At 66.6% G+C, this 23,316-nt stretch carries 23 protein-coding genes; 9 read left to right on the top strand and 14 right to left on the bottom strand.

Going from position 1 to position 23,316, the window contains the following annotated elements:
* Window positions 1-29: 29 nt before the first annotated feature.
* The 3 genes from AAFF19_RS01600 (at window position 30) to AAFF19_RS01590 (ending at window position 3,592) form a co-directional block, all read left to right on the top strand.
* Window positions 30-1,349: a hypothetical protein gene (locus tag AAFF19_RS01600; protein WP_008904637.1), complete on the top strand. Its 1,320-nt coding sequence runs from the start codon at window positions 30-32 to the stop codon at window positions 1,347-1,349.
* Window positions 1,350-1,730: 381 nt separating this feature from the next.
* Window positions 1,731-2,369, top strand: coding sequence for a flavin reductase family protein (locus tag AAFF19_RS01595; protein WP_034693892.1), 639 nt, complete (start codon window positions 1,731-1,733; stop codon window positions 2,367-2,369).
* 119 nt (window positions 2,370-2,488) lie between these two features.
* The gene (locus tag AAFF19_RS01590; RefSeq protein ID WP_008904639.1) at window positions 2,489-3,592 is read left to right on the top strand and encodes a calcium/sodium antiporter; all 1,104 of its coding nucleotides are present in this window, start codon (window positions 2,489-2,491) and stop codon (window positions 3,590-3,592) included.
* Window positions 3,593-3,617: 25 nt separating this feature from the next.
* Here the strand turns inward: AAFF19_RS01590 and AAFF19_RS01585 are convergent, their stop codons facing one another.
* The 13 genes from AAFF19_RS01585 to mnmG form a co-directional block, all read right to left on the bottom strand.
* Window positions 3,618-4,658 (bottom strand): alpha/beta hydrolase, encoded by a 1,041-nt coding sequence (locus tag AAFF19_RS01585; protein ID WP_237707236.1) that lies wholly within the window; start codon window positions 4,656-4,658, stop codon window positions 3,618-3,620.
* Between the two features lie 23 nt (window positions 4,659-4,681).
* A complete protein-coding gene (locus tag AAFF19_RS01580; protein ID WP_008904641.1) occupies window positions 4,682-5,644 on the bottom strand; it encodes a hypothetical protein in 963 nt (320 codons plus the stop codon).
* Between the two features lie 188 nt (window positions 5,645-5,832).
* The gene (lpoB, locus tag AAFF19_RS01575; protein ID WP_342721146.1) at window positions 5,833-6,447 is read right to left on the bottom strand and encodes a penicillin-binding protein activator LpoB; all 615 of its coding nucleotides are present in this window, start codon (window positions 6,445-6,447) and stop codon (window positions 5,833-5,835) included.
* A 207-nt stretch (window positions 6,448-6,654) separates the two neighbouring features.
* A complete protein-coding gene (locus AAFF19_RS01570; RefSeq protein WP_008904643.1) occupies window positions 6,655-7,041 on the bottom strand; it encodes a YcfL family protein in 387 nt (128 codons plus the stop codon).
* 39 nt (window positions 7,042-7,080) lie between these two features.
* Entirely contained in the window at window positions 7,081-8,610 is a 1,530-nt protein-coding gene (locus AAFF19_RS01565; protein ID WP_182119356.1) for a hypothetical protein, read from the bottom strand.
* A 333-nt stretch (window positions 8,611-8,943) separates the two neighbouring features.
* A complete protein-coding gene (locus AAFF19_RS01560; protein ID WP_182119357.1) occupies window positions 8,944-9,687 on the bottom strand; it encodes a class I SAM-dependent methyltransferase in 744 nt (247 codons plus the stop codon).
* A gap of 10 nt (window positions 9,688-9,697) precedes the next feature.
* The gene (locus AAFF19_RS01555; RefSeq protein ID WP_182119358.1) at window positions 9,698-11,053 is read right to left on the bottom strand and encodes a hypothetical protein; all 1,356 of its coding nucleotides are present in this window, start codon (window positions 11,051-11,053) and stop codon (window positions 9,698-9,700) included.
* Window positions 11,054-11,416: 363 nt separating this feature from the next.
* Window positions 11,417-12,334 (bottom strand): ParB/RepB/Spo0J family partition protein, encoded by a 918-nt coding sequence (locus AAFF19_RS01550; RefSeq protein WP_008904647.1) that lies wholly within the window; start codon window positions 12,332-12,334, stop codon window positions 11,417-11,419.
* 9 nt (window positions 12,335-12,343) lie between these two features.
* Window positions 12,344-12,883 carry an alpha/beta hydrolase gene (locus AAFF19_RS01545; protein ID WP_008904648.1) on the bottom strand — a complete coding sequence of 180 codons (540 nt, stop codon included), beginning with the start codon at window positions 12,881-12,883 and terminating at the stop codon, window positions 12,344-12,346.
* 34 nt (window positions 12,884-12,917) lie between these two features.
* Window positions 12,918-13,730: a ParA family protein gene (locus AAFF19_RS01540; protein WP_182119359.1), complete on the bottom strand. Its 813-nt coding sequence runs from the start codon at window positions 13,728-13,730 to the stop codon at window positions 12,918-12,920.
* Between the two features lie 24 nt (window positions 13,731-13,754).
* A complete protein-coding gene (locus AAFF19_RS01535; protein ID WP_182119360.1) occupies window positions 13,755-14,369 on the bottom strand; it encodes a LysE family transporter in 615 nt (204 codons plus the stop codon).
* Between the two features lie 117 nt (window positions 14,370-14,486).
* A complete protein-coding gene (gene rsmG / locus AAFF19_RS01530; protein WP_182119398.1) occupies window positions 14,487-15,161 on the bottom strand; it encodes a 16S rRNA (guanine(527)-N(7))-methyltransferase RsmG in 675 nt (224 codons plus the stop codon).
* A gap of 2 nt (window positions 15,162-15,163) precedes the next feature.
* Window positions 15,164-17,149 carry a tRNA uridine-5-carboxymethylaminomethyl(34) synthesis enzyme MnmG gene (mnmG, locus tag AAFF19_RS01525; protein ID WP_182119361.1) on the bottom strand — a complete coding sequence of 662 codons (1,986 nt, stop codon included), beginning with the start codon at window positions 17,147-17,149 and terminating at the stop codon, window positions 15,164-15,166.
* Window positions 17,150-17,421: 272 nt separating this feature from the next.
* Between mnmG and AAFF19_RS01520 the strand changes: the two genes are divergently transcribed.
* From AAFF19_RS01520 to gstA, 6 genes are all read left to right on the top strand, one after another.
* Complete coding sequence (locus tag AAFF19_RS01520; protein WP_182119362.1) at window positions 17,422-18,015, top strand: NAD(P)H-dependent oxidoreductase; 594 nt, start codon at window positions 17,422-17,424, stop codon at window positions 18,013-18,015.
* A 13-nt stretch (window positions 18,016-18,028) separates the two neighbouring features.
* A complete protein-coding gene (locus AAFF19_RS01515; RefSeq protein WP_342721145.1) occupies window positions 18,029-18,319 on the top strand; it encodes a YkgJ family cysteine cluster protein in 291 nt (96 codons plus the stop codon).
* A gap of 153 nt (window positions 18,320-18,472) precedes the next feature.
* Window positions 18,473-19,411 carry an RNA polymerase sigma-70 factor gene (locus AAFF19_RS01510; protein WP_342721144.1) on the top strand — a complete coding sequence of 313 codons (939 nt, stop codon included), beginning with the start codon at window positions 18,473-18,475 and terminating at the stop codon, window positions 19,409-19,411.
* Between the two features lie 124 nt (window positions 19,412-19,535).
* Window positions 19,536-19,997: a carboxymuconolactone decarboxylase family protein gene (locus AAFF19_RS01505; protein WP_182119364.1), complete on the top strand. Its 462-nt coding sequence runs from the start codon at window positions 19,536-19,538 to the stop codon at window positions 19,995-19,997.
* A 175-nt stretch (window positions 19,998-20,172) separates the two neighbouring features.
* Window positions 20,173-20,946 carry a class II aldolase/adducin family protein gene (locus AAFF19_RS01500; RefSeq protein WP_182119365.1) on the top strand — a complete coding sequence of 258 codons (774 nt, stop codon included), beginning with the start codon at window positions 20,173-20,175 and terminating at the stop codon, window positions 20,944-20,946.
* A gap of 267 nt (window positions 20,947-21,213) precedes the next feature.
* Window positions 21,214-21,822: a glutathione transferase GstA gene (gene gstA / locus AAFF19_RS01495; RefSeq protein ID WP_008904658.1), complete on the top strand. Its 609-nt coding sequence runs from the start codon at window positions 21,214-21,216 to the stop codon at window positions 21,820-21,822.
* A gap of 164 nt (window positions 21,823-21,986) precedes the next feature.
* Here gstA and AAFF19_RS01490 read toward each other — a convergent pair whose 3' ends face one another.
* Entirely contained in the window at window positions 21,987-23,213 is a 1,227-nt protein-coding gene (locus AAFF19_RS01490; protein WP_342721143.1) for a YbfB/YjiJ family MFS transporter, read from the bottom strand.
* Between the last annotated feature and the right edge of the window lie 103 nt (window positions 23,214-23,316).

The following is a 23,316-nucleotide window of genomic DNA, read 5'->3' as shown; positions in this document are numbered from 1 at the left end:
GGTTTCACCCCAGCACCAGGTTGCACACCATGACAAAACAGATTCGCCACCATGTGGCCGCCCTATTCCTGCTTCTTCCCGCCGCTGCCGCCCTGGTGGCAGTTCCGGGCACGGTCATGGCGCAGCCCTCCCAGCCTGAGCTGCGGTCACTGCAGGTCGTGTCAGACGACGGCCTTCGCGCCGGGGCCGAACTGCAGTTCACGGTAGAAGCCACACCGCGGGGCCGGGTTCAACTCAACCTTGCCGGCGTGCCGCGCAGCATCGTGCTGCAGGAAACCGAACGGGGGGTCTACACGGGCAGCTATACCCTTCGCCGCCAGGACCGGCTCCGTGAAGGCAGTGCCGTGCGCGCCACGCTGAAGGTGCGCAACCGCACCATCACCAGCAACTACGCGCTTCCCGCCGACATCGGCGGCCGCAACGTGGCGGTGGCACCGCCGCCGGGCCTGAAGATAGACCGCTTCTCGGTCGCCCCCATCGACAAGATGGAGCCCGGCGCCGAATTGCGCTTCACGCTGAACGGCGCGCCCGGCGGCAGGGCGGATTTCGACATTCCCGGGGTCATCGACAACGTGCCGATGCGCGAGGTATCACCCGGTGTGTACGAGGGTGCGTACACCATCCGCCGCATGGACAACCTGGCGCCCTCGCGCCCCGCCGTGGCCACCTTGCGTGTCGGTGACCGCACGGTCTCCTCCACCCTGACCCAGCCGTTGATCGCCGATGCCAAGCCGCCGGTGATTCGCCATGTGTCGCCCCGCGATGGGGAGACGGTTCCGCGCACCGCGGCCACCTCGGTGTCCGGCACGTTTGACGACGTCGGCGGTGTGGGTGTGGACCCCAGAAGCGTGCGCATCGTGGTCGCGGGACGCGACGTCACGACCGCCTCGCAGATCACGCCGCAGTTTTTCACCTACCGCGCGGACCTGCCCACCGGCCGGTACCCGGTGGAGGTGACTGCCCGCGACATGGCCGGCAACGGCATGCGCCAGAACTGGACCTTCAACGTCGCTTCGCAAGTCAACGCTGCGCCTGCCACCGTGCAGCTGCAGGTCACCAGCCACGCCAACCACGCCACGGTAGACAGAGGCCCGGTGGTCGTGCGTGGGCGCACCGTGCCTGGCGCGGTGGTCGATGCCAAGGTCAATGCGGTAGGCACCCTGGTCGGCGTTTTTGGCCTGAATCAGGAACTGCTGTCACAGCGCGTTCAGGCCGATGGCAATGGAGACTTCTCCTTCAGCTTCACCTCGCAGGTCCCGCTGCCGGGCACCCGCTACGAAGTGACGATGACCGCCGAAAGGGGCGGCATGGCGCCGACAGAGACCCAGCTGGTGCTGTTTCAGAAATAAGACTGCCAACACCCCAGCGGCGACCGCCCACCGCCGGCTGCCCATGGACCCTCGAGGTCCATTTTTTTGGGCGGTGACTCGTCGCTTCTCGGGCACGCGTTTAGCCCTGTTACCGAGGCATCTCAGCGGCACAGGCGCCCTGTGCTCCGGCCGCTCCCCCTGATGATCACCACCAGGGGCGCCGCGCCGTTGTTGTCTCAACTGTTCGAATAAAAAAGGGTGTTTGCGCTTTACCAGCATGCGCTTGCAGCTATGATTTTTGCAGCACAGCAAAAACCGGATGGCTGTCTCCGCCAGAAGCCTGCGGTATGGTGCGCACCACAGACTGCGCGGTAAAAAAACATCCGCTGCGGCGTGCACTTCATCCACTCCCTGCGCCCCATGAACACCTCCCCACCCCGCCGCGATGGCATCCACAGCTACGAACCCCGCCTGGGCCACGGCCTGCCGCATGACCCGTTCAACGCCATCGTGGGGCCCCGCCCCATCGGCTGGATTGCCACGCAAAACGCAGCCGGTGCCACCAACCTCGCGCCCTACAGTTTTTTCAACGCCTTCAACTACGTGCCGCCCATCGTGGGTTTTGCCAGCATCGGCTACAAGGACACGGTGCGCAACGTGCAGGAGACCGGCGAGTTCGTGTGGAACCTGGCCACGCGCGACCTGGCAGAGGTGATGAACCAGAGCTGCGCCGCCGTGCCGCCCGAGGTGAGCGAGTTCACGCTGACGGGTCTCACCCCGCTGCCCTCCACCCTGGTCGCACCGCCGCGCGTGGCCGAAAGCCCCGTCACCTTTGAATGCCGCAGCACCCAGATCCTGCAGCTGCAGGGCGTGGACGGTGCCAAGGTGGACACCTGGCTGGTGCTGGGCGAAGTGGTGGCCGTGCACATCGACCGGGCGCTGCTCAAGGACGGGGTGTACCACACGGCGGGTGCAGGCCATATCCTGCGCGGTGGCGGCCCGGCGGACTACTTCACGGTGGGGCCGGAACAGCTGTTCAGGATGTACCGGCCCCGGTAAAAACGGGTGTCTTTAAAAGCCCCTGTCCGTCTGGGCTCGTTGGTCCGTCCGGCCGAGCGCGCGGGCACACTGCGGGTCTTTGCCGCTGAATTTCCATCCTGTCCTCGCGAGGTGCATCCATGCTCAACTTTCTGATGTTCGCAGCGGGCCTGGCCGCGCTGGTGGCCGGTGCCGATGTGCTGGTGCGGGGCGCGTCCAAGCTCGCGCTGTCGTTTGGCATCTCGCCGCTGGTGGTGGGTCTGACCATCGTGGCCTTTGGCACCAGCGCCCCGGAAATGGCGGTGTCCGTAGGGGCAGTTCTCAATGGGCAAACCAACTTGGCTATCGGCAATGTGGTGGGCAGCAACATCTTCAATGTGCTCTTCATTCTGGGGCTGAGCGCGCTAATCGCGCCGCTGGTGGTGCATATCCAGCTCATCCGGCAAGAGGTGCCCATCATCATCGGCGCGTCGCTGTTGCTGCTGGTGCTGAGCTTGGACGGTCGCCTGGGGTTGCTGGATGGTGCGCTGCTCTTCAGTCTGCTGGTGGCCTACACGGTGTTTCTCATCATGCAGTCGCGCCGTGAAACCCGCGCTGCGCAGGACGCACACGCCACACCCAACGAGTACGAAACCGAATTAAAACCCTCTGCGCCGGGCGCCTGGGACTCGCGCCTGTGGGTGCAACTGGTGCTGATCGTGGTGGGGCTGGGGCTCCTGGTGGTGGGCTCGGACTGGATGGTGACGGCGTCGGTGGTGTTTGCCAAGGCCCTGGGGGTGAGTGATGTGGTGATTGGTCTGACCATCGTGGCGGCAGGCACATCAATGCCAGAGGTAGCCACTTCGATCGCAGCAGCGATCAAGGGCGAGAGAGACATAGCCGTAGGCAATGTGGTTGGCAGCAATACCTTCAACATCCTGGGCTGCCTGGGGCTATCTGGTCTGGTTTCGGGCAGCTCGGGTTTGGTGGTGCCTTCTTCGCTGATGGCCTTCGATATGTGGGTGATGCTGGCGGTGGCGCTGGCCACGCTGCCCATCTTTCTTTCAGGCCGCGAGATTGCCCGGTGGGAAGGGGGCGTGTTCCTGGCCTACTACGCCGCCTACGTCACCTACCTCATCATGTCGGCGCAGGAACATGCGGCGCTGCCCACCTATTCGGCCGTGATGATGGGTTTTGTGATTCCGCTCACGGTGATCACGCTGGTGGTGTCGCTGATCCGTAAGGCCCCGGCGCCAGCGCGGTGACTGCTGGGGGGCGGCTGGCGCCGGGCTATTGCAGCGGGCCGCACAGCCCGATGGACGGGTTGCGGGCCCATTGCTCAGTCCAGGCCCACACACGCTGCACGCCGTCCCCACCCGTCGCGCCGCCTTGCAGGCCGTGGTCGGCCCCGCCAAAGCGCCGCGCACAGTAAGGCATGCTGCGCGCCGCAGCCAGCGTTGCAAATCGCTCGTAGGCGGCCGGGGGCACCAGCGCATCGTTGCCGCCCCACACCTGCAACACCGGCCAGGGGCCCTGCAGCAGGGGCTGGGTGAGCCGCCAGCTCCACAAGTCGCGCCAGTAGCCCAGGCTGCGGCCCTGCACCACCGCCGTGTCCGGCATATTCCCCGCCACTTCATCGCCCACGGCCTGCCAGTCCGGCAGCACGCCCAGGCGCTGCGCCTGCAGCGCGCCCGCCTCCTGCGGGTCGAGACCACTGGACGCAATCAGCACCAGCCCCGCCAGAGCGGGCACCTCGGGTGCGAGGGCGGGCAGCAACTCAGCCCCCTCGGAAATGCCCACCAGCAGCTGCGGCACGGGTGCCTGGCCCTGGCGCTCCAGGGCGTCGGCGCGCAGCGCGGCCCGCGCGTGGGCCAGCCAGGTGGACAGGCGGTCGTGCTGCACAAATGTACGGGAGCAGTCGCCCGGTGCCGTAAGCGCCTGTGGGCTGACGCCGGGCTTGTGCAGCACCAGCACCTGCGCATGCTGCAAGCCGGCAAAGTAGCGCCCGGCAAAGGCGCCCATCCCGGCGCAGCCCGAACCGGGCACCACGATGACGCGGTACCGCACAGGCGGCACCCGCTCGACGCGGTGCAGCGCCTGCACCACAGCCGTGCCCTCGCCCGGCAGGGCCAGCTGGGTGAACCCGCTGCCAGACAGGCCGGGCACAGCCTCGGGCGAACCGGGCACGGTGGCGCAACCGGCCAGCAGGCCCAGCGCGCACCACCGCGCCAGCGGGCGCACACGGGCCATTGTGTGCCAGGCCCGCATGAAAAAGGCCAGCACGGTGCTGGCCTTGGAACCCCGCAGGGCGGTGGCGGTGCGGCGCGTCACTGCGGGCACGGGTGGGTCACCGTTTACTTGAGGATCAACACCTGCTCGGGCTGCTGCGGCTGGGGCTGCGGCATGGGCTGCCCGCCTTGCTGGTAGACCACCGGCGGTCGCACGCCGCGGGCCAGGTGCGCGTCGGTGTAGCCCAGCTGCGTGGCCAGTTGCTGGTACACGTCCTGCGCCAGCGACTGCGAGGTCTCGCGGATCACCTTGGCGCGGTTGGGCGGGGCGATGTCGCCACGGATCGACAGGATTTTGGTGTCGTTGCCCTGGCCCTGGGCGGAGAACGCGGCCTTGATCTCGTACGTCTTGGTGTTGATGAGCGAGAAGTCGGCCAGCAACTGCAGGCCGTACTGGCGCGTGGCACTGGTGGTGCCTTGCAGGGGCGAAAGCGCATCGGTGAAGTCGATGCTGGAGACCACGCCGAAGAGCACGTAGTCGGCACCGGCAAACTCGCCCTTCTTGATGCGGGCGATCACGTTGTTGACCTGGGGCTGCGCCTGGGGCGTGGCCATCTTGCCGCCCTGCACCTGGTTGAGCACCTGCTCGGCCTTGGTCGGCTGGGGCTTGCCCGCGTCAAAGCCCTTGCCCTGCACCAGGCGGAAGTACGTGCCCTGCAGCAGCGCACCCTTGATGTCGTTGGTGTAGCCACCGAGCTCGCGCTGCTCGATGTAGCTGTAGCGCCCGGCCACATAGGTGCCACTGGCCTGCTCGGACGCCTGCATGGACTGCTGGCCCGAGTAGGAACCGCCGCCGCCGTACATGCCGTGGCTGTGGCTGCCGCCCTGGCTGCCCTGGGCGCTCATCTGGCTGCTGTGCTGGTAGGTGCCGGCCACAAAATATTCGGACACGCGCTGGGCATAGGCCAGGTCGGTCACGGCGATCTTGGGTGCGGCACCGGGCTGCTGCGCCTGCGCGCCCGTGCCCCAGGCCAGCGTGGTGGCCGCGATAACGGCCAGGGCCGTGTGGAGTGTGATTCTGCGTTGCATGGTGTGCTCCTTGTGAGCTAAAGGAAGTCTTGAATCGATCAACCGACGCGAGCAGTGCTCATGCCGGCAAAAACTGGCGCGCCCCAGGCGAGGGACGCCTAGCAAGGGCCGCCCCGCAGCGAGGGCGTCGTCCCCCTTCCCGGCGAAGCCGAGAGAAGGGGGAAGGCGCGCAGCGCCTCAGGGGGATGTCACCTCTTACTCGTTTTGCGGATTTCCTTTTCGTCCTGCCACTCCACGGTGCCCTCTTCCACATCGAACAGCGATAGCGTGAACTTGTAGTACACGTCCTTGGTGGTGTTGTTCTGCTTGACGATGCTGGTCAGCTCGCCTTCCAGCTGGTACTTGGCCGCGGTCATCTGGCCCACGCGGGCCGTGGTTCCCTGCTTGTACAGGCCGCTCTGGTTCTGGCGCTGCAGTTCATCCACGCCCTGCTGCATCTGGTTGATGGAGCGCACAAAGCGCACCTTGCCCGACTTGGTGAGGGCCGTCTGGATGGAGCTCATCACGTTGTTGGTGTCGATGTACTCGCTGGTCTTGTTCTTGACCGGGGCCAGCGTGACGGTGGGGCGGCCCTGGAAGATGCCGGTTTCCAGCAGGCTGCCGGTCATCTTCTCGGCAATCATCTGCAGATCGGTGGAGCCGAACTCGTTGGTTACCAGCTCGACCGCCTTGGCGTCGCCGTAATTGACCTGGCGGTCAAAACGCACGGTGGGGGACGACAGATTCTGGCAGGCCGACAGGGCCAGGGTGCTGGCCGCGAAGGCCAGGATGAGCGCAGTGCGCTGGATGCGATATTGGTTCATGGTGTTGGTTTCCTACGGTCTTATCGAAAGCGCTTCGCGTGGCCTACTGCGCTTGAAAACTGGCGCGTTCTATACGCGGGCAGCCGCGCAAGGGCCGCCCCGCCGCACATGCGGCGCCTCGCTGGCGTGCGCTGGCTGCGTCCCCCTCCCACGCGCAGCGTGAGAGAGGGAGAAGGCGCGAAGCGACTCAGGGGGTGCTTCATGTCTTCAGCGAGGCTCCACATTCATTTCAAGGCGTAAATCGATGGCTGCAGAGGTCGGCGCCACACTCTTGACCGTCTGCTGGCCCAGACCCAGCACGGTCATCTGCTTCCAGGACTCGCCATCGCCCACCTGGTTGCCCACGCTGTCCAGCCACTTGAAGCGGTAGAACACGGTGCGGTCGGTGCGGCCCATGTTGGACATGTCGGCCTGCACCACCAGGATGTCGTTGCGGCGAACGATGCGCATCTCGCGCACTGCGATGCTGTTGGCCTCGCCCCGCAGCGCCACCTTGGAGGCAACGGCCGGGGGCGTGGCGGGGTCGTGCTGCTGGGCGCCAGCGGCGGTGGCCAGGGTCAGCACGGTGGCTGCAAGGGCAAAACGGGTTCTCATGCCAGAGGCTCCTTGGAGGTCTTCAAAAGGTGAAAGGGTTTACTTGGCGGCAGGCGCAGGCTGCGTCGAGGTGGACTTGACCGCCGAGCGCGGGACGGACCGGGCGCGGGTACTGCTCGTGGTGGTGCGCGTAGGCGCGGCAGGCTGCGCCACGGCTGGCTGCGGAGCGGCGGCCACGGCGGGCAGCTGGCCCAGCATGGCGACGTCGCCGGTCAGCACGCTGTTGTCGTACATGCGCAACGGCACCAGGGCGTACTGGCCGTCGATCTTGATGGGCTGGGGCAGCTGGCGGCCGTTCACGGTCACCACATGCTCGCCCGGTGGCAGGTAGCCACGCGCCACGTACACGCGGCCCGGCAGCATGCGCCACATGCGGTCGTCGGCCTGCTCGGTGGCCACCGATGCCGCCGCACCGATGATGCCGCCAATCAGGCCGCCGCGCTTTTGAAGCTCGTTTTGCAGCACGCCCTTGGCCACAGCGCGGGTGAAGCCACGCAGCACCATGCCGGGCATTTCGTCCTTGAGCGCGCGGCGCGCCATCACGTTCACGTCCACCACTTTTTCCAGCTTGAGGTCGGTGCCGGCCGCAGAGATGGTGGTGAGCAGCGGATCGGTAGAAGGCTCGATCACGGGGTAGGAAATGCTGGCCGTGACCAGGCCGCGACCCGTGGGCACGGGCAATGTAAACGCCTTGGGCTTGCGCGCAGGCGCGTCACCAGCTTCGACGATGAAGAGCACGTCGGTCATGCGCTGGCGGCGCTTCCAGGTGAAGCCGGTGCGGGTGTCCAGGCCGCGCAGGCCTTCTTCGAGCACGGGGGTGTCGGGCTTGAGCTCGATGGCCTTGCGGTAGCCGGGCGCAGCCAGGCCAGGCTCGTTGAGCATTTCGTACAGGAAACCCGCCAGATAGTGGCTCAGGGCGTTGGAGTAGCCGTTCTTGAGGGCCAGCACCTCGGGGTCGTTGAGCGTTTCGACCGGGTAGCCGTTGAGTTCCTTGCCGCCCGACGTGGCGCCCTTGGACTTGGCTTCTTCTTCGGCGGCCAGGGTTTCCTTGGCGCGGAACTCGGCAATGATGGCTTCACGCTCGTGCGTGCGCTTGATGTCCACACGGGCGTTTTCAAAATCACCTACGGCCAGGCGGTTGAGCGCCAGGCGGGTGGTCAGCCACACCTTTTCATAGTCCTGGCCCTCATAGACCTTCAGACGCTCGCTCACCAGGGCTGCGCCCACGGTGCCCATGAGCTTGGAGGGGTTGGTCTTGGCAGTCTCTTCCCATTCCTTGACCTTGTTGTCGGCCAGCAGGAAAGCGTTGGTGCTGTCAGGGTAGCGGCGGTCCATGCGCAGCAGTTCCCCGCGTTCCATGTTGTAGAGAAGCGCCGTTTTTTCTTCTTCGGTCTTGGCCGTGCTCTCCAGGCTGGCCAGCGCGGCGGGGATACCGCCACTGCGCCCGGCGGTCTGCATGTCGGTCGCCGTTTTGTCGTGGCTCTGCATGGTGGCGCAGCCGGTGAGGGCTGCGCTCAGCGCCAGCACCCACAGCAGGCGCGGACGGAATCGGGATGGGTGGGCGGTCATGGATGCTCCTTGCAGATCGGTCAGTTGCTCACCAGAAACACCCCGCGCTTACCACGCGCAGCCGCGCAACAACCCCGCCAGAGGAAGGGTGCTGTGAATACGGCGTGCGTGATGGAAGTCCGGTCAAGGCGGGTGCCTGCAGCCCGTGCGCCCCCTCCCGGCGCGGATACGTGCTGTGTGCGGCCCCCTCTGGCTGTGAGTTTCTTGGTTGTTGTGTATGGGGTTGTAGCCAGCCGCGCAATGTAGCAAAAGCTTGTATCTTTTCTGTAACGGTGTGGGGCCCACGACACAGATGGACACAGGCACTGGCGCGTGGAGTGGTTGGCATGCATGTCATCCCCCCTGCTGCTGGCGCGGCATGCGGTACAGCCATACCACCCGCCCGCCGGGCGCGCGCAGCTGGGCACTGGGCAGCCAGCCGGGAACCGCAAATTCCAGGCTCACCAGCCAGGCACCGGGCGCCAGCTCGGCCTGGGCCTTGGCGGCCGCGCGGGCCATGCTCTCGGGTCGCTGAAACAGGTACACCATCTGGTAAGCGCTCCAGTCGGCCTTCCACATGTCGGCACGCCGCACTTGCGCCCAGGGGCAACGCAAGGCGCACAGCAGGCGCAGCGGCCAGCTCCACTCCAGCCCTTCCAGCTGGCCGGCGGGATAGGCATGGCGCAGGGCCTTGAGACCATCGCCCAGGCCACAGCCCGCATCAAGCACGCGCGCGCCCAAAGGCAGCGGTGCCTGCACGGCCAGAGACTGCAGCGCGTGGCGGGGGGTGGGAAACAGGGGCGCATCGCGCCAGGCATTGAGCGGGTAGACCAGCAACAACAACGACAGCGGCACCAGCCACGCCCACGTGGGCAGGCTGGCCGCCCCCAGCAGCGCCAGCGACAACGGGAACCCGGCGGCAATCAGCCCGCGCCGCCACCAGCTGTCGCCCAGCACACTGGCCGCCGTGCCCAGCAGGCAGGCCACCAGCAACGCGGCCACGGGTGGAACCGCACGCTGCAGCGCCACAAAGATCAGCCACGCGCACGCCCACGCCGCCAGTGCGGGCAGGGGCCAGGGCATGCGCAGGGCGAGCATGGTTCGGTTCTCAGCGGCCAAAAATGCCGCGCAGCAGATTGACGGGGTTGACCACGTTGCCCGCGTCCGTGCCGCCATCGCCTGCGGGCGGCTGGCCTGCGGGCGCGCCGCCCATGCCGCTGGAATATGCGCCTGTGCCGCCCGACGGTGCAGCGGGTGCTGCGCCCATGCCGCCACGGCGCCCCTGCATCTCCTCGCCCAGCATGGCCATGGTGTGCGACTTCACACGCACGCGCACCGACCATTCAGGCTCCCACGCGGCCTTGGGGTCGGCAGGACGGGGTGGATACACGATGTGGCTCTCGCCACCGTAGGCCATCATGCGCAGCATGGGCGTGGCATCGCGCCCGCCGCCCGCAAAGATGCCTTGGGGAATCGCGCATTGCGTGGTCTCGGGCTGCAGCAGCACGCGCTCCTTCAGCCAGCGGTCGATGGTGGCGGGCGAGAGGTAGTCGAACAGGCCCATGCCGGTGTCCGGCGTCTCGGCGCTGGACCACATGATGAGGTCGTCCCCGCTTTGCGACATGGCGTGCAGGTAATAGGCGCGCGCATTGCGCACCGGCTGCCAGCTGGTGCCCATGCTGTCCTGCGGCTTGCCGGTGGTGCGCAGGTCGATGGCGGGCATCAGGTCCTGCGCCGCGCCCAGGGTGAATTTCATGGAGACAGGCACGCCGTCGCCACGCACCTGGTGCTCGCCCACCACCGAGCTGTCGCGCGACAGGCTGACCTGGTTGCGTTCGTTGGGGTACAGCGCATAGGCCGGGCCCACGCGCGGGCCCCGGTCCGGCACGGCACGGCCCGCGAAGGCCTGGGCGTAGTCGGTGGGCTTGGCACGTGCCAGATCGATCACGCGGGGCTGGCCCGCACGCACTGCGCTACCGCAGCCCCAGTACAGCAGGATGCGGCCCTTGGGCTGCTGTTGCTGGTACTCACGCGGCACTTCGCCCGGCTCGGTCTGGGTGGGCTGGGCGCGCGGCGGGATCAGCGGCAAGAACTCGCCCATGCGCATGCCGGGCGGGATGTACTGGGTGGCCTCGATGCCGGGGCGCAGGCTGTTGTGCAAGGCGATGTCGATGACGCGCGGCGGCATGATGGACATGGTGCGGGCGTTGCCGTACGACGTGTTGCTGCCGCCCCCCATGCCCGGCGCCGCACCGCCGCCCATGCCCCCCATGAGGCCGCCGAGCATGCCGCCGCCACCGGGCAGGCTGTCCATCTCGGGCATCCCCGCCATGGTGCCGGTGGACAGGTCCATCCACAACTGCACCTTGGGGGTTTTGGTGTTTTGGGCCTGGGCGCCCAGGCTGGCAATGCACAGGCCGGCGGCAAGGCAGGCGGGGGTCAGGTAGCGCAAAGAGGTTGTCATGAGGTCTGCTCCAGGAGATACGTGGATCACCCGGCAAACCATCGTGGGCCACAAAGCGGCATCGTCGCCGCCCTGTGATGAGGCCTTGCGGTCAACCCGGGTGTGTTGAACGCAGCGCAGTGTAGGCCCCGCAAGGACGCATTTTGCCCGTGCAAGTTACTTGTGGAAACCGTTTGTGTGCGCTATTTCACGCATCCGATCGGTCGGCAAGAGACAACGACAGTACCGTCTATGCGTTGCGCACAGCGCATGAAACCGGCGCGGCCCCAAGCAAGAGACGCCGAGCAAGGGCCGCCCCGCAGCGAGGGCGTCGTCCCCCCTGGGGGGAAGGCGCCGAAGGCGACTCAGGGGGGAGAAGCGTATTCAGCCGCGCAGGCGGTCGATCAGCCCGTTCAAAGCCTCCAGCGACCCGAACTGGATCGCCAGCTCGCCCATGTCTTCCACCCGGCCATGGCGCTTGACGCGCTTTTTCACGCGCACTTCGACCTCGGCCATGAGCAGGTCCGACAGTTCTTCTTCCACGCGCTTCAAGTCGCGCGACTTTTCCTTCTGGGGCTTTTGCGGCACCAGGCTGAACTCGGCACCGATCTTTTTGACCAGGGCCTCGGCCTCGCGCACCGACAGCTTCTTGGCCGCGATCTGGTTGCCGGCCGTGATCTGCGCGGCGCGGTCCAGCGAGAGCAATGCGCGCGCATGGCCCATGTCGATGTCGCCCGCCATGAGCATGGTCTGCACCGGCTCGGCCAGGTTCAAGAGGCGCAGCAGGTTGCTGGCCGCGCTGCGCGAGCGGCCCACGGCCTGCGCGGCCAGCTCGTGCGTCAGGCCAAACTCCTTGACCAGGCGCTGCAGGCCCTGGGCTTCTTCCAGCGGGTTGAGGTCTTCTCGCTGGATGTTTTCGATGAGCGCCATGGCGGCTGCCGACTCGTCGGGCACATCGCGTACCAGCACCGGCACTTCGGCCAGGCCCGCCAGGCGCGAGGCCCGAAAGCGCCGCTCGCCCGCAATGATTTCGTACTTGCCCGCGTGCTCCCCGCCCGTGAGGCGCCGCACCAGGATGGGCTGCATGATGCCCTGGGCCTTGATGGACTCGGCCAGCTCATACAGCGCACCTTCGTCCATGCGCGTGCGCGGCTGATACACACCGGGCACCAGCTCGCTCAGCGGCAGGCTGCTGGGCAGGCCCGCTTCGGCGGCCTGGACCTGCTCCACTTTGTCTTCGACCTTGGGGCCCAGCAGGGCTTCCAGGCCGCGGCCGAGGCCCTTGGGTTTTTTGGTGACCATGGTTTGTTCTCAATCGTTCAAAAGGGTGTGCAGCAGTGCGTGGCCTTCGGGCCAGTCGCCCAGCCCGGATTCGGCATTGATGTGCCCGCGCTCGCCATGGTCCACAAACCGCGCGCCCCAGGCCTGGGCCAGCGCTTCGGCACGCTCAAAGCTGCAGTACGGATCATTGCGGCTGCCCACCAGCACGGCCGGGAACGGCAGGGGCTGGCGCGCAATGGGCGCCCAGCCGTGGATCTGCGCGGCCAGATCGGGCCGCTCCACATCGCCCGGCGCCACCAGCAGCGCGCCGCGCACCTTGGCCGCGTGGCGGGTGTGCGCCGCCCACCAGGCGGTGAGGATGCAGCCCAGGCTGTGCGCCACCAGCAGCACCGGGCCATCGGCATCGGCCACGGTTTCTTCCAGGCGTGCGGACCAATCGCCGCGCAGCGGGCGCATCCAGTCGTGCTGCTCTACGCGGTGGTAGCCGTGGCTCGCTTCCCAGCGGCTTTGCCAATGGTCAGGGCCGGAATTCTGCCAGCCGGGCAGCAGCAGGATGTTGGAGGCCTTCATTACTACAAAATTAATAGCTATTGGCGCTTATCCATCAAGCGCTGGGGGCCATTTTTGCTATGGAAGACGCTGCCGCAGGCATGGTTTGCACGCGCTCGACCATCTCCTGCGCAAACTCGACAAACGCCTGACTGCCCTTGGCGGCCGGGTCAAACACCACACCGGGCAGGCCGTAGCTGGGCGCCTCGGCCAGACGCACGTTGCGCGGGATCACGCTATTGAACACCTTGTCGCCAAAGTGGCCCTTGAGCTGGTCGCTCACCTGCTGCTGCAGCGTGATGCGCGGGTCAAACATCACGCGCAGCAGGCCGATGATCTGCAGGTCGGCATTCAGGTTGGCGTGCACCTGCTTGATGGTGTTGACCAGGTCCGTGAGCCCTTCGAGCGCGAAGTACTCGCACTGCATGGGCACGATCACGCCGTGGGCGCTGCACAGGCCGTTGAGGGTGAGCATGCTCAAGCTGGGCGGACAGTCGATGAGCACAAAGTCGTAATCGCCCCCCACCTCGGCCAGCGCGGCCTTCAGGCGCTTTTCGCGGTGCTCCAGCGCCACCAGTTCCACCTCGGCGCCCGCCAGCTCGCGGTTGGCGCCCAGCACCCAGTAGCCACATTTTTCCGACAGCACGGCCGCTTCTTTGACCGAGGCGGATTCGAGCAACACGTCGTACACCGTGAGGTCCAGGCTGCGCTTGTCCACACCCGAGCCCATGGTGGCGTTGCCCTGCGGGTCCAGGTCCACCATCAGCACGCGCTGGCCGATCTTGGCCAGGCCGGCGGCAAGGTTGACGGTGGTAGTGGTCTTGCCCACCCCACCCTTTTGATTGGCAACGCAAAAGATCTTGGCCATGTGGGTGCTGCAGTTCGTGTGGTGTTATTTAGAGATGGCCAGCTTGATGCCAAAGCCGATCAGGAAGACGCCTGCCACTTTCTCCAGCACGCGGCCGATGCGCGGGTTGGCGCGCATGCGCTCGGCCAGGTGGTGCGTGAGCAGCACGGCCGTCAGGCCATAGAGAAACGTCAACGCGGCCACCGTGGCCGCCATCACGCCAAAGGTCAGCATGCCCTGGTGGCGTGCAGGATCGACGAACAGCGGAAAGAACGCCATATAGAAAACGATGGCCTTGGGGTTGAGCAAGGTGATGAGCCCGGCCTGCTTGAAATAGTGGCGTGGCTCGATGTTCAGGATGGGCTGGGCGCCCGGCTTGGCAGTGACCATCTTGAAGCCCAGCCACGCGAGGTAGGCCGCGCCCAGCCACTGCACGGCATGGAAGGCCGCCGGGTACGTGGCCAGCAGCGTGGCCACACCGGCCACCGCCGCCCACATCAGCACCTGGTCACCCGCAATCACACCCAGGGTGGCGGCCATGCCCCCCCGCACGCCGCCCTTGCTGGTGGAGGTGATCAGCGCCAGATTACCTGGGCCGGGAATGGCGAGGAACAACACAATGGCGGCGACGAAGGCGCCGTAGTCTGCGATGCCGAACATGGTTTCTCCCGGGGGTTTTGGTCGGGCGCGATGAACGATGCGTCCGAGTGAGGAGCCGAGTTTACGCGACCCCCCTGTCCCGGCTGCTGAAAAGTCGGCGCCGCAGCGCCGATGCCATCAGACAGGCTTCATCCAGACGATGCAGCGCTCCGCATCCAGCCCAGGCACAGCCAGCTGTTCCACGTGAAACACCACCACATCCGCAGGCAGCGCGTCAATTTCGTCCTCGGGGTGTTTGCCCTTCATGGCCAGCCACACACCGTGGGGCGCGGCCAGCGCGCTGCGCGACCAGGTGACGAAATCGGGCAACGAGGCAAACGCACGGCAGCTGATGACATCGAACGGCGTCGTCAGCGTCTCCACCCGCGCATGCACCCCGTGCAGGTTGCGCAGCTTGAGCGCCACCGCCGCCTGCTGGATGAACGCCGCCTTCTTGCCCACGGTGTCCACGCAGCTCACATCCACATCCGGGCAGCAGATGGCAAACACCACGCCGGGCAGGCCGCCGCCCGACCCGACATCCAGCAGTTTCACCGCTGTCACCGCCCCACCCTGCTGCAGGCCCGCCACATGCCTGCGCAGCGGCGCCACGGCGGCCAGGCTGTCCAGCAGGTGGTGCGTCATCATCTCCTGCGGGTCACGCACGGCGGTCAGGTTGTAGACCTTGTTCCACTTTTGCAGCAGCGCCAAGAAGTCCATCAACTGCGTGATCTGGGCATCGGCCAAACCCAGAGACAAAGCCTCTGCTCCAGCCTGCAGTTGCTGGCGCAGGGTGTCGTTGCTCACTGTCATCGTCATGCTGCCACTTCGCCTTCTGCCTTGGTGGGCGTTGCCGGTGCCACGGCGAACTCCTTGAACCCACCCTTCTTCAAATGCACCATCAGCAGCGAGATCGACGCGGGCGTGATGCCCGTGATGCGCGAGGCATGGCCCAGGGTCTCGGGCCGGTGGCGGGTGAGCACCTGGCGCGCCTCGATGCTCAGGGCCGTGACCTGCATGTAGTCCAGGTCGGGCGGCAGGCGCAGCTTCTCGAAGTGTGCGGCACGCTCCACCTCGTCCTTCTGGCGGTTGATGTAGCCCGCATACTTGGCGGCAATCTCCACCTGCTCCACCACCGGCTCGCTCAGGTCGCCCAGGGTTTCACGTGAAACATCGGCCGATGCGTATTTGCCACCGTCCATCGACATCAGGTTGGCGTAACTCACATCGGGGCGGCGCAGCAGCTCGAACAGGTTGTATTCGTGCTCAATGCTCTTGCCCAGCACCCGTTGCGACTCGGCGGCAGGCAGGTTGCGCGGGTTCACCCAGGTGGCCTTCAAGCGCTCTGTTTCACGTGAAACCGCATCGCGCTTGCGGCTGAAGGCATCCCAGCGCGCATCGTCCACCAGGCCCATCTGGCGCCCCACTTCCGTGAGGCGCATGTCCGCGTTGTCCTCGCGCAGCTGCAGGCGGAACTCGGCCCGGCTGGTGAACATGCGGTAGGGCTCGGTCACGCCCTTGGTGATCAGGTCGTCCACCAGCACGCCCAAGTAGGCCTCGTCGCGGCCGGGCAGCCAAGGGGCGTCGCCCCGGCACTGCAGCGCGGCGTTCAGGCCGGCGAACAGGCCCTGCGCTGCCGCCTCTTCGTAGCCCGTGGTGCCGTTGATCTGCCCGGCAAAGAACAGGCCCTGGATCTGGCGCGTCTCGAAACTGCTCTTGAGCGAGCGCGGGTCGAAGTAGTCGTATTCGATGGCGTAGCCGGGGCGCAGGATGTGCGCGTTTTCCAGCCCCGGCATGCTGCGCACCAGCTCGTACTGGATGTCGAACGGCAGGCTGGTGCTGATGCCGTTGGGGTAGAACTCGTGTGTGGTCAGGCCTTCGGGCTCCAGAAAGATCTGGTGGCTGTCCTTGTCGGCGAAGCGGTTGATCTTGTCTTCCACGCTCGGGCAGTAGCGCGGACCCACGCCCTCAATCTTGCCGGTGAACATGGGGCTGCGGTCAAAGCCGCTGCGGATGATCTCGTGTGTGCGTTCGTTGGTGTGGGTGATCCAGCAGGGCACCTGCTGGGGGTGCATCTGTGCATTGCCCATGAAGCTGAATACGGGCACCGTGCCCTCGTTCACGCCGCCGGGCATGCCGTCGCCCGGCTGCTCGGTGCACTTCGAGAAGTCAATGCTGCGCCCATCCAGCCGGGGCGGCGTGCCGGTCTTCAGGCGACCCTGGGGCAGCTTCAGCTCCTTGAGGCGCGCCGAGAGCGACACGGCGGGCGGATCCCCTGCCCGGCCTGCGGCGTAGTTGTTCAGGCCCACATGGATCTTGCCGTCGAGAAAGGTGCCCGCCGTCAGCACCACGGTGCGACTGCGGAAGCGGATGCCCACCTGCGTGACCGCGCCCACCACCCGGTCACCTTCCACCATCAGGTCGTCCACCGCCTGCTGGAACAGCCACAGGTTGGGCTGGTTCTCCAGCATGCGGCGGATGGCGGCCTTGTACAGAATGCGGTCGGCCTGCGCTCGCGTGGCCCGCACCGCTGGGCCTTTGGAGCTGTTGAGAATGCGGAACTGGATACCGCCCTCGTCCGTGGCCAGCGCCATGGCACCGCCCAAGGCATCCACCTCTTTCACCAGGTGGCCCTTGCCGATGCCGCCGATGCTGGGGTTGCAGCTCATCTGCCCCAGCGTCTCGATGTTGTGGGTGAGCAGCAGCGTGCGGCTGCCCATGCGCGCAGCGGCCAGCGCGGCCTCGGTGCCTGCATGGCCACCGCCGACAACGATCACATCAAATTCCTGGGGGTACAACATGGGGAACACTCCGGGGCCGGTGATGGCCCGTCTTTCAATACTGCCCGCTGGGGCCCGTTATCCGACAGGGGCTGCAGGTACGGGCCGAGCAACGCCCCAAGGGGGCGGCGGCGCTGGGGGAAACCCGCGATTTTCCCACCTTTGCATGCTTTTTGTGCAAAACCATGGTCACGACGCGAGCGGCCTCCACATGTTCCACGTGAAACAACCTGCCACTGCAGGGTGTTTCACTTGCAGTATTCCTGCCACCGCTTTGTGCTCCAATGCGCCGCATGACCCAACTTCTCATCTTCGCGGGCAGCACCCGCCAGCAATCCTTCAACCGCAAACTGGCCCACGCCACCGCCGCCATCGCGCGCGATGCGGGGGCCAGCGTCACGCTGATGGAGCTGTCGGACTTCAACATCCCGCTGTACAACGCCGACCTCGAAGCCCAGGGCACGCCTGCCGACGTGATCCGGCTGAAGGAAATCCTCTGGCAGCACCCGGCCTGGATCATCTGCTCGCCAGAGTACAACGGCAGCTACACCGCCCTGCTCAAGAACACCATCGACTGGGCCTCCAGCCCCGTCAAGGGCAACCCCGACTGGCAGGACGGTGGCAAGAGTTTTCGCGGCAAGGTCGTGGGCATGCTGAGTGCCTCGCCCGGCGCCCTGGGCGGCCTGCGCTCGCAAAGCCACCTGGCACCCCTGCTGATCAATGCCGAATGCTGGCTGGCGCCCAAGGCGTTTGCCCTGGGCTCGGCAGGCAGCGCGTTTGACGACAGCGGCGCCCTCATCCAGCCCGCCCACCGCGACCGCGTGCGTGCCGTGGTGGACCAGGTGCTGTGGGCCGCCACCCGCCTGCAGCCCACCGCCGCTGCTTAGGGCCGCACAGCCCATGAACTGCCGCCCCGGCTGTGGCGCCTGCTGCATCGCCCCGTCGATCAGCTCACCCATCCCTGGCATGCCACTGGGCAAGCCTGCGGGGGTGCGTTGCATTCAACTGGGGGACGATGCACGCTGCCGCATTTTTGGGCAGCCAGAGCGACCAGCGGTGTGCGGGGGGCTGATGCCTTCTGTCGAGATGTGCGGCACAAACAATGCGCAGGCCTTGGCCTATCTCACGCAGCTGGAGCGGGTGACGCAGCCCTTACCTGGTGAGGGCGCGGTGAAGTGGCCTTCACCGTAAAAGCTGCATCAAATCGGGCATCAGCGCTTATCCCATAACCGCAAGTAGCTATCAAAACAAAAGCTGGCGGCGCACGCTGTCACACAGCGCCAGGCTGGCACGTCTTGGCATGAAAGCCTTGCAGCCTTTCGCACGCACGCCCCCCACGCAGCGATGAACCCCACATCCCCTGATCTTTTCGCCACCCTGCGCCCCCGTCTGTTCGGCATCGCCTACCGCATGCTGGGCGTGCGCGCCGATGCCGAGGATGTGCTGCAAGACGCCTGGCTGCGGTGGAGCCGGCAGGACTTGGCTGCGCTACAGTCAGCCGAGGCCTGGCTTGTGACGGTGGTCACGCGCCTGGCCATCGACCGGCTGCGGGCACTGAAGGCCGAGCGGGAGGCCTATGTGGGCTGGTGGCTGCCCGAGCCGCTGGTGGAGCTGCAGGGCGACAACGCTGACAGCGGCGGCATCCACCACAACACGCCTGAGTCAGCGGCCGAGCTGGCGGGCGAGTTGTCCGTGGCCTTTTTGTACGTGCTCGAGCGCCTGGGCCCCGAAGAGCGCGCGGCCTTTTTACTGCGCCAGGTGTTCGACTACGACTACCCCGAGATCGCCGCGCATCTGGGCAAGACCGAGGCCGCCTGTCGCCAGACGGTGCACCGCGCCAGCGAGCGGGTGCAACAGGCACGCACGCGTTTTGATGTGCCGCGCAAGGTGCACCACCAGCTGCTGCAGCGCTTCATGCAAGCCGCCCACAGCGGCGATCGCAACGCCATCGAGGCACTGCTGAGCGAAGACGCGCAGCTCATCGGCGATGGGGGCGGCAAGGTTGCCGCGTTCCCCCAACCCCTGGTGGGTAGGTTTCGCATTGCCATGCTGTACTGGGCGCAACACCGCCGCCTGGGCGCGCAGCTGGTGTACCGCATGGCGCTCATCAACGGCGAGCCGGGTCTGCTGCATTACGCCAATGGCCGCCTCGACTCGGTGCAGGCTTTTGTGACGGATGGCGAGCGCATCGTGGCGATCCATGCAGTGCGCAACCCGGACAAGCTGACGCGGGTGCCTGCGGTGCTGGACGAACACTGGCGCCAAAGAAGCGACGGTTTTTAAAGGCCACGCTGTCACAACCGCGCACTGCGCAACGTCTTGAAGGGTATGGAAAGCGGCAACAGCCCGTTCGCTGCGGCTTCTTCCAGAGCAGCTTGTTGTCTTTCCAACCCTCCAGGAGTTTTCCATGGCCCAGCACACCGCCCGCCTCGCCTACCACCAGCTGTCGCCCAAGGCCTTCATGGGCCTGGTGAACCTGTCCGAAACCATCAAGAAAGGCCCGCTGGGCCCGCGCCTGGCCGAACTGGTGTTTCTGCGCGTGTCGCAAATCAACGGCTGCGCGTACTGCATGGACATGCACTGGCATGTGCTGGTAAAGAACGGCATGGAGCCGCGCCACCTGAACGCGGTGGCCGGCTGGCGCGAGGCGCCGTTCTTCAGCGACCGCGACCGCGCCGCACTGCGCTGGGCCGAGATCCTGACCGCCACACCCAACAGCGACGCGAGCGATGAGGAATTTGCGAGGCTGCAAGCCGTGTTCAGCCAAGCAGAAATCTCCGAGCTGGGGTTTGCCGTGGGCGTGATCAATGCCTGGAACCTGGTCAACGCAGGCATGCGCGCGCCGATTCCAGAAGCACCGGCCGTGTAAAGTTCAAGCCAAATTGGCCGTTAGCGCTTATCCAGCAAGCGCTGGCAGCTATCATTTTTATACGTCGCGCGGCCCATGCGACTGGCGCCTGTGTAGCCTGCCTGACAGTCGCCCGCGCCCCATCGGCCTACAGTGGTGCCTCCCACAATCAACACAGACAGCGGAGACACCACCCATGCTCACCATCCCCTCGCTGCAGGGCAGCGTCAGCCCCGAAGAATGGCAGCTGCGCTGCGACCTGGCCGCCTGCTACCGGCTTGTTGCGCTGTACGGCTGGAGCGACCTGGTCTTCACCCACATCAGCGCCAAGCTGCCCGAGTCGGTGTCGGGCCTGGGCGAGCACCATTTCCTCATCAACCCCTACGGCCTGATGTTCGACGAGATCACGGCGTCGAGCCTGATCAAGGTGGACATGGCGTGCAACAAGCTGCACGACTCGCCCTTTCCGGTGAACCCGGCGGGCTTTGTGATCCACAGCGCCGTGCACGAGGCCCGGCCCGAGGCGGGCTGCGTGCTGCACACCCACACGCGCGCCGGCGTGGCCGTCAGCGCGCAAAAGGGCGGCGTGCTGCCCATCAGCCAGCAAAGCACCTTTGTGCTGGGCTCGCTGGCGTACCACGAGTACGAAGGCGTGGCCTTCCGCGACGAAGAAAAGCCGCGCCTGCAGGCCGACCTGGGCGAGGCCAACTTCCTCATGCTGCGCAACCATGGGCTGCTGACGGTGGGCAAGACCATTGCCGACGCCTTCCTGTCCATGTACACCTTCGAGAACACCTGCCGCATCCAGATTGACGCGCAGGCCGGTGGCGAACTGACACAGGTGAACCCGCAGATCGTGAGCGGCGTGGCCCAGGCCATGCGCGTGCAGACCGGCGGCCTGGGCGGCGCCTTTGCGTGGCCCGCGCTGCTGCGCAAGGTGCAGCGCGACCTTCCAGGCTACGACACCTAACCCCCCTGTGTCGCCTTCGGCGCCGCGGTGCCGCCGCCAGAGGCGCCAGCTCTTCGGTCACGTCCAAGCCTGCGCAGGCAGGCTTGGAGCCGCGGCCCTCAGCCCCCAAGGGGACGCCGCCCGTGCGGCGGGGCGGCCCTTGCACGGCGGCACTGACGTGGGCCGTGCCAGTTTCCGCCTCCGGGACCTGTGCAGCTTAGGCCGCCAGCAAGAAAGCTGCACAGCGCATAGGATCGGCGGTTTCCGACCGTTTTCAAGGACCGATCCATGAAGCTCTACTACTCCCCCGGCGCCTGCTCCCTGTCTCCCCACATCGCCCTGCAAGAGGCCGGCCTGGCCTACACCCCCGTGCTGGCCAGCACCAAAAGCCACAAGCTGCAGGACGGCACCGACTTCTACACCATCAATGCGCTGGGCTACGTGCCCGTGCTGGAGCTGGACAACGGCGAGCGCCTGCGCGAAGGCCCGGCCATCGTGCAGTACATTGCCGACCAGGTACCCGACAAGCAACTGGCCCCCGCCAACGGCACACTGGCGCGCTACCGCCTGCAAGAGTGGCTGACCTTCATCGGCACCGAGCTGCACAAGGGCTTCAGCCCCCTGTTCAACCCCGCCACCCCCGAAGACTACAAGCCCATGGTGCGCGAGCGCCTGCTGCAGCGCCTGCAGTGGGTGGACAGCCAGCTCGCCGGCAAGCAGTACCTGATGGGCGACCAGTTCACCGTGGCCGACGGCTATCTGTTCACCGTGACCAACTGGACCCAACCCACCAAGCTCGACATCTCGGGCCTCGCGAACCTGGCGGCCTACCGTGAACGCGTGGGTGCCCGCCCCGCAGTGCAGGCCGCCATGAAGGCGGAAGGCTTGCTGAAATAGGGACACCCCCTGAGGCGCTGCGCGCCTTCCCCCCGCTCTCGCTACGCGGGCAGGGGGACAACGCCCTCGCTGCGGGGCGGCCCTTGCTCGGCGTTCCTGGCCTAGGCCCCGCCAGTATCGATTGGGAGCACGCAGCTCGACGCACGGCCAAAACTCCAGTTGCGCTACAGCGGCTTTTGCCGCCACGCCACCAGCGCCCCCACCCACAGCGCGCAGGCCGAGAACACCAGCCCGCGCGCCAGGCCTCCAGGGCCATCGGCAATCCAGCCCACCACCGTGGGCCCCACAATCTGCCCGGCCGCAAACACGATGGTGAACGCGCTGATGCCGCTGGCCCACAGCGCCTGCGGCAGGTTGTGCCGCACCAGCGCCGTGGTCGATGCCACCACCGACAAAAACACCCCGCCAAACAGCAGCCCCGAGGCCAACACCACCGGCCACGCGCCCGTGATGGCGGGCAGGATCGTGGCCACGCCCAGCAACCCATTCAGGCGCGCCAGGGCCTCGCCGCCCCGGCTGCGGTCCAGCAGCCCGGCCCAGATGCGCGACGACAGCACCACGGCCAGCCCCAGCAGGGCATAAAACAGCGTCACCTCGCCCGCGCCCCGGCCCTGCTCGCGCAGCAGCGCCACCACAAACGTCATGTAGCCGATATAGCCCACGCCAAACAGGCCGTAGCCCAGCAGTGCAGGGGCCAATGCCCGCCACCGCACACGGTCGGGCACTGCAGCCGCCGGTGTGGTTCCGGGCGCGGCGGCCACGGGTGCCGCCAGCCCGTGCAACACCCGCGCGGGCCACAGCAGCACCGCCGTGGCCGCAACGCAAGCCAGCGCGAGCGCCCACCAGGCCCAGGTCCAGCCATGCGGCGCAGGCGCCACGCCCAGCACCGCAGGCACCAGCAAGGCCGACAGGCTGATGCCCCAGCCCGTGCCGCCGTAATACAGGCCCAGCAGCAAGCCGCTGCGCCCCGGCACCTGGGCACCCAGCCGCGCCGCCAACAAGCCGCCCGCAATGAAAACCAGCGCGCTGGCCCCACCGGCCAGCAGGCGCTGCACCAGCAGAGGTGATGCCTGCGTGAAAAATCCGCTCAGGCCCATGAACACCGTGGCCATCACGGCGCCCACCAGCAGCACCGCCCCGGGAGCCACGCGCCGCAACAGCAGGGGCGTGGCCAGGGCGCCCAGCAGGTAGCCCAGCGCGTTCACCGTGTTCATGCCGCCCGCCAGCGTGTACGACCAGCCCAGGTCTTCGCGCATGGGTGGCAACAGCAAGGCATAGGCAAACCGCGTGATGCCCAGCGAGATGGCCGCACCCATCGACAAGGCCACAGCCAGCCACAGGCTGCGCAACGGGGAGACGGGGGTCGGAGCAATAGGCGGTGAAAAAGACATGGCGACCCATTCTCATGCAACACCTGCGGTGCCGCTGGCTCGGCCATGACGGGCTAACACAAAACCATTGCTTTTGTTGACGCCAGTGCACTGCACGTTTTGC

It is taken from the genome of Acidovorax sp. FHTAMBA (assembly GCF_038958875.1).
GTDB lineage: Bacteria > Pseudomonadota > Gammaproteobacteria > Burkholderiales > Burkholderiaceae_C > Acidovorax.
This window is presented reverse-complemented; position numbering and strand designations above follow the sequence as displayed.